At 55.9% G+C, this 12,183-nt stretch carries 9 protein-coding genes; all 9 read right to left on the bottom strand.

The annotated features are described in order from the left end of the window. Position 1: 1 nt before the first annotated feature. The gene (locus BM190_RS28395; protein WP_143109100.1) at positions 2 to 1,573 is read right to left on the bottom strand and encodes an O-antigen ligase family protein; all 1,572 of its coding nucleotides are present in this window, start codon (positions 1,571 to 1,573) and stop codon (positions 2 to 4) included. Next, positions 1,540 to 3,477 carry an asparagine synthase (glutamine-hydrolyzing) gene (gene asnB / locus BM190_RS28390; RefSeq protein WP_092260986.1) on the bottom strand — a complete coding sequence of 646 codons (1,938 nt, stop codon included), beginning with the start codon at positions 3,475 to 3,477 and terminating at the stop codon, positions 1,540 to 1,542. Before asnB ends, BM190_RS28395 begins: the two co-directional genes overlap by 34 nt. Next, positions 3,477 to 4,637: a glycosyltransferase gene (locus BM190_RS28385; RefSeq protein ID WP_177237338.1), complete on the bottom strand. Its 1,161-nt coding sequence runs from the start codon at positions 4,635 to 4,637 to the stop codon at positions 3,477 to 3,479. The genes asnB and BM190_RS28385 overlap by 1 nt, the downstream gene beginning before the upstream one ends. A gap of 15 nt (positions 4,638 to 4,652) precedes the next feature. Beyond that, complete coding sequence (locus tag BM190_RS28380; protein WP_177237337.1) at positions 4,653 to 5,924, bottom strand: glycosyltransferase; 1,272 nt, start codon at positions 5,922 to 5,924, stop codon at positions 4,653 to 4,655. A gap of 66 nt (positions 5,925 to 5,990) precedes the next feature. Next, a complete protein-coding gene (locus BM190_RS28375) occupies positions 5,991 to 7,439 on the bottom strand; it encodes a hypothetical protein (protein ID WP_143109099.1) in 1,449 nt (482 codons plus the stop codon). 227 nt (positions 7,440 to 7,666) lie between these two features. Beyond that, complete coding sequence (locus tag BM190_RS28370) at positions 7,667 to 8,362, bottom strand: acylneuraminate cytidylyltransferase family protein (RefSeq protein WP_177237336.1); 696 nt, start codon at positions 8,360 to 8,362, stop codon at positions 7,667 to 7,669. A gap of 31 nt (positions 8,363 to 8,393) precedes the next feature. Beyond that, the gene (gene neuC / locus BM190_RS28365; protein ID WP_038974461.1) at positions 8,394 to 9,551 is read right to left on the bottom strand and encodes a UDP-N-acetylglucosamine 2-epimerase; all 1,158 of its coding nucleotides are present in this window, start codon (positions 9,549 to 9,551) and stop codon (positions 8,394 to 8,396) included. Next, complete coding sequence (locus BM190_RS28360; protein ID WP_244550756.1) at positions 9,548 to 10,657, bottom strand: N-acetylneuraminate synthase family protein; 1,110 nt, start codon at positions 10,655 to 10,657, stop codon at positions 9,548 to 9,550. Before BM190_RS28360 ends, neuC begins: the two co-directional genes overlap by 4 nt. Before the next feature lie 66 nt (positions 10,658 to 10,723). Then, a complete protein-coding gene (locus tag BM190_RS28355; RefSeq protein ID WP_092260973.1) occupies positions 10,724 to 12,175 on the bottom strand; it encodes a lipopolysaccharide biosynthesis protein in 1,452 nt (483 codons plus the stop codon). Positions 12,176 to 12,183: the final 8 nt, after the last annotated feature.

Below are 12,183 nucleotides of genomic sequence, written 5' to 3'. Positions count from 1 at the left end.
ATCAAACATCCTTAGCTTTGCCAGTTAGGCCCAGTCGAAATGGGAAAGGTCGTCGATGCTCGGCACGCGAAGAACTAGCCCGGCTGGCGGAAGTCGGATTGGCGTCACCAACGTCGTATAGGCGGATGCCGCAGACCACCAACAGAATCAAGATCAGCGCATAGCCCCAGTAGCTCGTCTGATACGCCGCATTCGCAAGAGCAAATGAAATCAACCCAATCGCCAGCAGCCGAGCGGAAACAGGGTCAGTTTGCAGCGCTGTCACATGGCGAAATACGGCCCAGAACAAAGTGACGAGAAAACCGAAAAAACTCGCAGTACCTAGTACTCCAGTCTCAACCCAGAGATTCATCAGCATATTGTGCGGGATAGGATATCCGCTTGCGCTGTAGCCGCCCACACCCGGGCCAAAACCAAAAAGCCTCGTCGCAAGAGAAGCATGCAACATTTGAAGAGTTGCCTCTCGGACCAGCTCAACGCGATCGTTCGTCACAAAAAAGCGCTCGGACATATTTAGACTTGGATCAATTGCACCGCCGAACAACACTGTCAAAGCAGCTGGCAGAGACACATATGAAAAGCATATCCAGTATGCCAGAATGGCTGACGGCAGCATAAAAACCATGGTCCGCCGTGTAGCCTTCAAAATCAGCAGCATCAAGAATGGTGCGATTGCAGCAATGCGGACAGTCCGGCTCGCCGTCGCCATCATCAGCCAAGGAACAATCTGAAAATATATCGAGGCCATCGAAGATGTGCTCCCCCGGCGGTGTAACCAGAGCAACGTCAGCGGAACGGAAGTCAGAAAGAAAAAGCCGAGAGATACTGGGCCAGGAAAGGTCGCCTTATATCTGTAGTAGTATCCTAGTCCTAGAATTGTATCATTACCTTCATATTGAGTCGAATAGATCAGCGCCGGTATCGCAAAGAACGCGATGACAACCTGCGCAAATACACCCCACACGAATCCGTCAAGCAGCCGGTCGAAATCCGCCACGCATCCATCGCGCTTGACGGCTAACGCATAGATCAGGAAGCAGACAGGGCCAAAGAGAAGAAAGAATGCGACCCCGACCTTCAACTGCCATAGGTTACCGAAAATAACGTAGTTGATAATGGCTGATAGGATCGCAGTCAAAAAATACAGTGCGAACAATTTTGCATGGAGCGGTGCCTTCCCCCTTTCCGCGCCACGCACATATTCCGTGAACAGTACAAGCGACCACAATAAAACAGTCATATGCGCGTAGTCGTATAGGAATGGCAGCAACGGCACGCGCGGCAAAGCACCAAGCGCAGCGGACAGTCCTGCTAGCCAGGCTAGATGAGATCGGCTCAGAACAAATAGGAAAGCCGGCAGGGATACCGCAATCAAGAAACCGATTCTTATACCTACCGGGACGACGTCCTCGGCTAAGCCAGTTTTCCCGCTATCCACGTAAGTAGATCTGACGAAGCACCAGATCACTGCAACAGAGAACATGAATAGCGCAGTAAAAGCTTTCCCCTTTGTTCCATCTAGAAGGCCAACTTTCATCCCTAGAAACCAGGCGCCTGGTAAATTCGCTGGCATTCTCCCCCCCGATGTGCGCTCTCGCCCAAGATGCTCTCGGGACTTTGTGATGCCGTCATTCGCGCCCCATGCTTCAAATCCCACTTTAGGAGAACATAGCTTGCCCAGAGTAATGGCGAATGATCGACAATTCCGGAGCGATGCTCATCCGCAAAACTCTGGATCGATCGCCAATCTAGCACCGTCTGCCTCCTAGCCATCTCCAACAGCTCCTCCCGCATTTTGCCCGACTTCATCCATTTGCGTATCGGAAGCAGAAAGCCTTTCTTACCACGTGTCAGAATATCGGTAGGCAAATCATCTTTGAACGCCTCTCGCAGAATGTACTTACGCACACCTCGCTTAATCAGGAATTCCGAAGGCAAGCTTAGGGCAAACTCTACCAGGCCCGAATCGAGAAACGGGAGCCTCACTTCCAGACTATGTTGCATGCTCGCGAGGTCGACTTTCTTGAGCATATCACCCGGCAAATTGAATTCGATATCCGTTCGAAGAATATCGTGGAGGTCACGCAAGTCGGCAGCGAGCCAATCCGCTTGCGACTCCTCAGCGAGACCAACATCAAACCCCAAACTCTCGATTTGCTGCGGGGACGCATAAGAACGCCACGATAGGTACTCCTCTGCCCCTGTCGGCCGCAAATGCATTCGAAAGAATGCAGCCGCTCGAAGAATCGGATTTTCGAGACTTGCCGGGTTCCGATGTATCGGAAGTATCTGAGCCAGACGCTTGGCCCAACGGGGAATGCGGGCACTCATCATCATCGCGGAATAGACGCCGTACCCCCCAAACAATTCATCTGCGCCGTCGCCGCCGAGGATCACCTTTTCTTTCACGTGCGAACAGAGAAATGCTGTCGGAATGATGGATGCATCCGCGTAAGGTTCACCTAGCAACGCCAGTGTCTTATTGGTGAAATCCATCAGGCCATCTTCCGTGACATCGATGACGTGATGATCGATGCGGGGATACCGGGAAGCAAGCATCCTCGCATATGGCGATTCATCGAAAGGGGGGTCATTCGGAAAGCCGATGGAATATGCGGCAATCCCCCGGCCGGATACTTTTGCTGCGATGCTCGAAACAATCGAGGAATCCAAGCCACCGCTCAAGAATGTGGCAATTGGCACATCCGATGCGGCCAGGCGTTGCTCGACAGACGTGACGAGCCTCTGTCGCAGCTCTTGTTTCGCATCATCAAACGAGACGCTGCCAGCCTTCTGCGCCCGACCAGGAAGTCGATAATATCGCCCCTCACGAATGGCCCAATCGTCAACATCGAGCTGCAGCCAGTGGCCCGGGCGCAACTGTTTCATGTCCCGATACGGGGTCATCGGAATCGGCAGATACGAGAATCGAAAGAACGACGGCAGATTGCTCCGGTCGACTTCGAGGCTATTTTCCGCGAGGATGTCGACCGCAGGAATCTCGGAGCCGAACAGAAGCCGTTGCCTGTCCTCGAGATACACCAGCGGCTTCTCGCCGTAACGATCGCGCGCAAGCGTTAGCCGCCGGGCCTCTCTGTCCCAGATGGCAAATGAAAACATGCCCTCGAACGTCTGCAGCGCGTTCAGTCCGTCCAAGGCAAAGGCCGCAAGCAACACTTCCGTGTCTGACTGCGTACGAAAAACACAGCCACGGACCTGGAGAGCCGCGCGCAATTCGCGATAGTTATAAATCTCGCCATTAAACACGATGCTTAGCGCCCCGGTGTGCATCGGCTGCGTGGAGCGCGCATCGAGGTCGATGATGCTCAGGCGCCGGTGACCAAGAAACACGCCGGCGTCGAGGTAATCGCCGGCGGCGTCAGGCCCCCGATGAGCCAATGAACATAATGCAGCGGCTACGGCATCGGCCGTCAGCAATCGGCCATCACGCCAGATTCCGCCGACCAGACCGCACATCAGCTTTGCTCCAATAGCTGATCATAGAGCGTGTGATAGCGCCTGACATTGGCAGAGATCGAATACTGCTCTTGCACACGACGTCTGGCTTCCTTGCCCATTTGACGTCTCAGTGATGCATTATCAACCAATATGGCAAGCTTCTCGGCCATCGCTGCCGCACGGCGCTCGACGATGTATCCGGTTATGCCATTGAGATGGCACTCGGAAACTCCCGGCGCGTCAACGACAACACTCGGAATGGCAAGCGTCATAGCTTCGAGCACCGCGTTGCTCATGCCCTCGACCTCCGAGGCGTGAACGAAAATATCGCTGTTCACGATTCGACAGCTGATGTCGGAAACATGACCGACAAATTGCACCTTGTCTGCAATACCAAGGCTAGCAGCCAGGGCAACGAGATTGTCAAGCTCGGGTCCGTCACCGGCGACGGTCAATTCAACATCGGGCTTTATCTTCACGAGAAGGGCAAAGGCTTGCAGCAGGAACGCCTGAGCCTTGTGTGGCAATAAACGCGCCGAAGAGATAAGTGTCGTAACGCCCGCTTGCTTCCTAGGCTCACAATTTTCCGCCACCTTGGCAAATGCTTGCCAATCGATCCCATTCTCGAGCGTCAACACTTTTCCGGAGCGCACCAAAGCCTTCAACGAATCGGCTGTTGCAACAGACACGCCGGCAACAACGTCGAATGGCCGGTACAGAAGCTTGAAGACAGGGTGCGAGCCTGCCTCGGACTTCGTCCCGCGGTGAACATAGACGAAGCGAATTCGCGGCACCGTCCACGCGGCGATCCAGCAAGCTGCCGCAGCCTGAATGCCATGAGCGACGCAAATTCGGCAATCACTCCTCGCCAATTCATACAGCACGCGGATTTGCAGAATTGGCAACAACAGAAGCAACAGCACCATTTCGCGACGAAGTGAAGGGAATACCGGTGCCTCAAGATTCAAAATGGTCTTTTGCTCCAGCCCCGGTATCGCCGAATAATAGTGGTCGCAGGCCTTGTTGCGATATATTGAATAAAAGACATTCCTATAACGCGTCGCATCTTCGGCCGAGAAAAGGCGTCCCAGCTGGCGCTCGCCTCCGTGCAGACCATAAGTCCTCAGCACGTGCACGACGGAAATCGGCTGGCTGCAATCGATCTGTTGTCCCTGCATCATCTCGTCCTTGCATCACTCATTTGACTTTCTGTGCACGCCTGTCAGATCCCGAAACAAGGCTCCATATGCCCGCGAACAGCTTGTAATATCAAATTTTTCGACTGCGGTCTTGCGAGCCGACGCGCGCAATTCATCGTCAAGATGGTCCAGCGCCATCAGAAGGGCGTTCGCCAGATCCGCGTCGCTGCCGATCGGCGCAAGATATCCGTTTACCCCGTGCTCGATAGCATCCGGGATTCCACCGGCTTCAAACGCAACAACGGGCGTGCCGCAAGCAATCGCTTCAATAACGACGTTCGGAAGATTATCTTCAAGAAATGGAGCCATCAGCACGTCTGCCGCGGAATATACAAAAGATAGCAGCTCTTCGGAGTTCACCTGGCCTAGATGATATATCGGGAATCCACCGATTGAATTTGCCGCAGCGGCCACCACTCCGCCGAAGACCACGAGCGTCAAGTCCTTACGTCCGGACGACGTAACAAGTTCGATTGCCTTCAAGAAATGTGCATACCCCTTCCGGGGATCCTCCGTCGCGCCGAGTGCGCCAAACAGGACAATCTGACCATTTTCCGGCCATCCAAATCGTCGCCTCGCTTCCATTCTGTCTCGGGGGCGGAACACGTTCAGGTCAACCCCGGTGGGGATATGCTCGATACGTCGGTCGCCGAAAAGGCTGGAACGCCGCGCCAGGCCGGCGATCCAGCGGCTAGGGGCCGCAATTGTCAGGTCCAGGCGCGCAAATGCGCTTCTTCTCGCTTCAATGCCTGCGCGAGAGAGATCCTCATCTGTGTCACTACCAAGCTGCGGACAAGACCCGCAGCCATGCTCGAAGCGCTCGCAACTTCCGGGATAATGGCAGCCCCCGCTGAACGGCCAGATATCCGAGAGACGCCATACGATCGGCTTCCTTATCGCCACAAGCTGCCTGAAATTGAGGAACGCGCCGGCGATCCAATGCGCACAAATCACGTCCGCTTCCGAGATCAGCCTGGCGCTCAATTGACCGTATCGCAGTCCAACAGGCGAGAACGGAGTCGCCAGCTTGCGTGGATAGCTCCTTAGTTTGCGCGCGTTCAGGTAAGCGATGACGTCGCTCACCGGCAGGCCTGCGCCCGGCAGGTGCGCGGCGACCACGGAACTGTCGTCGAGATGCTTTCGTCCGACATGAAACGTGGAATGTAATCCGATCGATTGAAGGTTCTTGTGAATCCGATACGCAGCCCTGTTTGCGCCGCCCTCGTTATCGGATTGAGTCAAATGGACGACGGACAAATCGCTCATCTTAGTGCCCCCCGTATCGCTCTGAGCCATGACGCAGAATTCACCGAGGGAAGACCCACCGACCCGTCAGCGCGACGGAGCAAGGTAGTCGAGATCGTCAGCAGCCGTGGCCCAATCCGCGAATCGATCCAGATCTCCGATTTTGCCGATGTCAGCATTTGATCCGGCCTTCAGTGTCAGGTTCTGATACAGCGGATCTGCGACATCCCCACCGATGCGGGTCTCGAAACTGCTGAAAATCCAAGGACGGCGCACGAATAAAGCGTGTGCATGCACGCGAGCACGATGCGTACGTACCTCATCGATACCTCCCAAGTCTTCCAGGTGGCACAACGTAGCCAAATAGCTTTCCCGACTGTCGTGGTCTTCGGTAAAACCAAACCCGGAGTAACGTCCGGTCCCCGCAGTCACGACGGGGACGCCAAAACAGGGCAGCTCATAACCGATACTGCCACGCACCGTGATGCCGACGTTAATCGCTTTGAACAGGGAGAGCGTACTGATCCTGGTTTCGGCCTCTAACACCCTGACATGGGCCGGCAATTCGCCGATTTGCTCCCTGATCAAACGCATCTCGCCATACTCAGCGGTGACGCCGGACAGCTTGCGCTTCCATATATTGGCGGGATGAAGCTTGATGATCCAGTTCAGGCGCGGATTCGCGACAGCTGCCTTGACTGTCTCGATAAACCAGTGGCCATAATTTTCAAATATATCGCGGCCGTAGAACAAATTTGCGTCCCACAGCACGTGCGAGAACAACACCGCGATAGGCTTCGACGGGTCCAGCTTCAGTTCATCGAGGATCTGACCTTTTGACATGTCGATCGTACCCGGCTGGTTGCGCGCTTGGATTTTCCATACTCCGCCATACCGCCGTTGGAACTCGTCGTCGAGCTCGGCTTCCTGCGTCTCCCCCCAGGGGGAACTCACCAGACTCTCGAGCGTCTGTTTCGTAATCGAATTGGGGTGAATGCGGCGTGTTTCCCTCGTCAGCTTTTTCAGCACCAGGCCATCGTCGCGGGACGGCTGGATGAAATGGATCGTGGGAATGCGCTGCGCAATCGCGACATCCACGAAAGGGCCCAGAACGTGGTAGTTCGGCTCATTGACGATTATTAGATCCGGTTTGCGCTGGGCGAATGTTTGCTCTGCGGCGCACACAAACTTAACCGACTGAAGAAGCTGGCTGAAAAGCTGTTCTCTGACCGCAGGATCGCGTGGGTCTGGCGCACCATCGAATTGCCGACGGGAGATCGACGACAAAAGTTGGGGGCCGATCCACGCATCTCTGTACATCCATTCGAGGACCGACTGAAAATCCGTGGGATCGTTCTTCCGTCGATTAAGCTCGGCTACGCCGGCGCTGACGACATCAGTTTCAGAAATCAATTTCTCGAAGTCGATGAAATCTGTGACCCCGTACGCACGGAAAATTCGTTTCGCATTCGTGTAAAGCGACGAGGTAACGACCTGAACCTGCCATCCGCGTCGTCGCATGGCCAATGCGAGCATTCCCTCCACCTTTGCATTGTAGGAGGAGTTCGTCATGCTGAGGATTAGAAGCCGAGGTGCATTCGACGTAGGCTTTGGAAACCTGCGAACGAATTCGGCATCAGCGGCTGTTGCTCTGACGTCACCTAGTAACCGAAGCGCACGGCGTGGCGCCGCTCCAAATGCCACGACATCAGTGAGGGGCCCGGCAAGCGGCGTGCGGCGAATACGTTCGATCAGCTGTCGCATCATGCGTAGCCGGTCTTCATCAAATGATCGGCCAAGCGGAGATCTTCCGGCGTGTCGATATCAATCGATGCAATCTCATCCATCTCATAGGCGACAGTGGGGCTGCCATATAGCATCCCTGAATCCAGCACATCGCCTCGAACGATCAGGACGACAGGACCATTGCGGCCGTAAGAGACCTCCTTGTCCTGCCGCCGGGTGCGACCAACCTGGCCGCCGAGATAAGGAACGAGCTTTCCATCCTCTTCGCGCATCTGCGCTTCCGGAACGAATCGGTGCGGAACGCGAACCACGCTCACGAGCGTCGCCGCAGAGCGCGCACGAAATTTCTGAACCGCCTCCCGAACATGGTGAGCGCGTCGAAAGGGAGACGTCGGCTGCAGGAGCACGAGCGCTTCGACATCCGTGCCTTCATTACGGAGAGCAGCCAGGCAGTGCTGCATGACATCGAGCATCAGCGCCTGATCACCGGCAAGGTCGGCCGGCCGCCTAAATGGAACCTCCAGCCCGAGGCCATTGCCAGCCTCGGCGATTGCATCGTCATCGGTCGAGAGAATGGTCCGGTCGATAACGCCCGACTGGAGCGCCGCTTCCGTCGTCCAATCCAGCAACGAGCGCCCACCGCAAAGAGCCAGGTTCTTGCCAACGATCCCCTTCGAACCACCACGTGCAGGAATGAGCGCTACCATCGTCATGGGCGCGAACCGGGGATACGAGCCTCGTCGATCAGTAGGTGATGCACTTCTGGACATCCACCTGTTCGGTCGCAAGAATATCGGCAATCTTGATGCCGGCGGTGCCATCACCATAGATCGGATTCATCGTGTAGCGCCCGTGCGCGACCTGTTTTGCGATCGCCTTGGAAATCGCGCCCTTATTATACGGAACCTCGATCACGTTCTCGCCGCGATCGCGCATGTTCTGACGCGATCCGATATTGACCACGGGCGTTCCGACATAGGCGCCTTCTCTAATACCGCTGCTAGAATTGCCGATCAGGCAAGCCGTCGCACGCATGAGATTGACATAGACTTCGATCGGCAAATTCTTGAAAAAATGCATCCGGTCGTCGAGCTTCCGCTCGCGCCACTTTCTGATGCCGCGCGAAATATCGTCGGATCCGGCGTCCGAATTGGGCCACAGAACGATCGCGGCAAGCCCCTGCTCCCGAACTGCCTCCAATGTCATTGTGATCTGCTCTTCACCCGCCCCATATTCCGTCGTGACAGGATGCTGCGAAATCAGAACGAATGGCTCATCGATGGAGAAGCGCTCGCCGACGCCGAGATCGAAGAGGTGGTCGTTGAGCTTGCCGTTCGAATTCGCGAGGATGTCAGCGACGAGATCGATGCGCGGGCATCCCACCATATGCACATGCTTCGGCAGTTCGCCAAGCCTGATGATACGCTCCTTCGCACCTTCGCTCGCAGGAAAATGGATGTGAGCAAACTTGGTGACGGCGTGTCGGATGCTTTCGTCGATCGTGCCGCTGACTTCGCCGCCCATCGTATGAGCGACAGGAATGTTCATATAAGCCGCCGCAAGCGTCGTCGCCATAGTCTCGAACCGGTCGCCAACGGTCATAACGACGTCGGGAGCGAGCTGCTCGAATAGTGTGGGCAGTTCGATCAATCCCAGACCGGTCGATTTTGCCATCGTCGCGGGGGTTTCGCCCTCGATCAGCATTGTCACGCGCGCATGAGGCTTGAAGCCATCCTGCTCGATCAGATTGACCACGGATCCGTAGCGATCGAGAACAGCCGACGCGGCGACGATAAGCTGCAGCTCCAGCGCGGGATGGTTCTGGATGGCGCGCATCGCGGACTTGATCGAGCTGTAGTTCGCGCGCGAGCCGATGACAACACAGATCTTCTTCTGACTCACGCGAAATCCTCTTTCACGAATTTGTGGTCTGCCCGAACTGCCTTCACGACGCGTCGCCCGACAAAGTCCTGATACTTGGCCGCAGGAATACCATCGCCCGGCTTTTTGAACGCCAGGTGATGCATCTCGATGATCGTGTTGGCGGCAAGATCCGCGGCGGCGACGATGCTCTTTTCGAAGATCAGCTTCATGTGCGACACGGACGAAAGATCATCCTTGTCGACCGGATTCGCCATCATACGGCCGGTGTCCTTCAGCTCGCTGCAAAGCTGACGAAATTGATCCGGCTCCATGCTATGCTTGGCATCACTGCCATACATCAAGCGAGAAAACGTGAAGTGCTTCTCGATCACCGTTGCACCCAAGGCAACTGCAGCGATCGGCGCGCTGAAACCCATCGTATGGTCTGAGTAACCAATCGGCAGCCGATAGCGTTGCTGCATCGCCAACATGACATTGAGCCCGACCTGCTCGGGCATGCATGGATAGACCGACGTGCATTGCAGCAGTGTGAGTTCGCGACTCGGACGCAGCGCGGCGACTGCCGCGTCCAGCTCGTCCCAGCTGCTCATTCCCGATGATAGAAAAACAGGCTTGCCCGTCTTGCCCACATATTCAAGCAATGGAACATTACTGACCTCGCCGGACGCAATCTTGTAGGCGCCGACACCAACATCTTCCAGTAGATCGACGGCTTCCAGTGAAAACGGAGAAGACAAGAAATCGACATTTCGCGCCCTGGCGACCTTCGCAAGGCTTATCCATTGCTCGCGCGAAAAACCCGTCCGCCGAAAATATGCTGCGCGCGGCTCCGCCGAAAAGTAAGACGGCGACGGCGCATCGAGAAGCGTCTCGGCTTCGGCAATATGCGTCTGGAATTTGACCGCGTCGGCCCCGCAGTCGGCCGCGACCTCAAGAAGCCGGCAGGCATTGCCAAACGAGCCATCGTGAACCGACCCGATTTCAGCGATAACATAGGGACTTTGACGGCCAGCGGACATGGGCACTGCGGCTTTCAGGGCAATTCTGATGAAAACTTGTCGCACATAACCTAACTGAGACGCGTCAATCAAGCGCCATTCTGGCGGCAAGATGTCTAGTTCCACGAGCCGACAACGCGCAGAATCACTGCCCGGGCAACCGCGGGAAACCGTCTCATATGTTTGAACTTTTCAGATCAGATGCCGAAGCGATGCGATACGGCGACGCTCGACAACGACGGCCGACGCGACTGCCACGCCAAATACGACACAACGTGTCGCCAAGGACCACTCATAGAGCCGATTTACTGCATACAGAGCCGATATGGCCAACAAACCTGCAATCACCCACCAGTCACGAAAAGCGACGGATTTGGCGAATTTCCGGGCTTTCCACCGCAGATACAACCGAAACAGCGCCGCCTCCATCAAAAGCACCCCGATCAACCCCGCAAAGTCGCCCCCCATTCCGAAACTGGCATTCATCACGAAAACTAAAGATGCCAAAGCAGCCAGCGAAAGGACTGCCCGCACCCGGTTTGCTGCTTTTGCCCCCCCCTGCGCATAGACCACGGCATTCTGGATTCGACCCGACAGACCGATCAACAACAGATTGACCAGCCAGGGGATCATAGCGGCAGCCGGCGTTAGCCGTCCATTGGTAAGCAACTGGACGATGTCGCCGCCGAAGCATACGGCACCAATTCCGAACAGAGTGAGTCCGATATGCACCAATGTCCAAACATAGACGGTTTTCACAAACTGCCCGCCCTTCTCACGCGCCTCGGCAAGGGACGTTGACCATATGTTATGCGAAACTGCATTCGTCGTTGTCAAAAGCATCCCATAGTAAAGCCGTGCATGGCTGTAGAAGCCCAAGGATGCCACGCCGAGGCTGCCAACAATCACGCTGTTTTCGCCGACGCCGCGCACACCATCGCTCAAACCAGAAAGCGCCGACGTCGGAGCGTGATCACGTGCGACCGCGAGCCATCGCCTACTCGGCCGGGTCCACGGCTGCCGTCCCAGAGCCACTGCCGCAACTGCTAGGGACGCAACTTGGCCGGCCACGGCACCCGCGAATAGCGCAGAAACACCCCAATGCAAAATAAACAACCCAAATGACGTCGCCGCAAAAGCTCCGAGAGCTTGGCTGGCGATCTGGGCCGCGATCGCGTTGGCCCGACCGGCGACGGACAGAATTGAGGTTGCCATCACGGAAAGCGACCGTAACGGAATCAAAGCTGCCGTCAGAACGACAATCGTCCAAGAAAACTCTTCTCCGTCGGCTCCAATGATGAATGGCACCAACAAGGGCCACACCACAACAAAACTGATAGAAAGGATCGAACTCAACGAGAAAGCGACCAACAGAAAGCTTGCCACCATTGGTCGGCGCTCATCCGGCGTGGCAACTCCGTAATGGGCGTGCAGGGCCAGCGAGCCGCCCCCGTCGGTGACCGCATTCACAAAAGCTGCAAGCGACATCATTAGCGCGAAGTAACCGAAATCGGTCGCAGTCAGAACGATCGTCGTGAGAGGCAGAATCGCGATGGCCAGAGCGATCTGGAGCCCGGTAGCTGCCAAGAAAAAGAGAATCCGCCCAGCAAGCTGTCCTCTGATAAAGACGATGAGCTTACGCATCACGACGA

Source organism: Bradyrhizobium sp. Rc3b (assembly GCF_900114915.1).
Lineage (GTDB): Bacteria > Pseudomonadota > Alphaproteobacteria > Rhizobiales > Xanthobacteraceae > Bradyrhizobium.
Note: the sequence above shows the minus strand (reverse complement) of the source record. Positions and strands in the feature narration are given on the sequence as shown.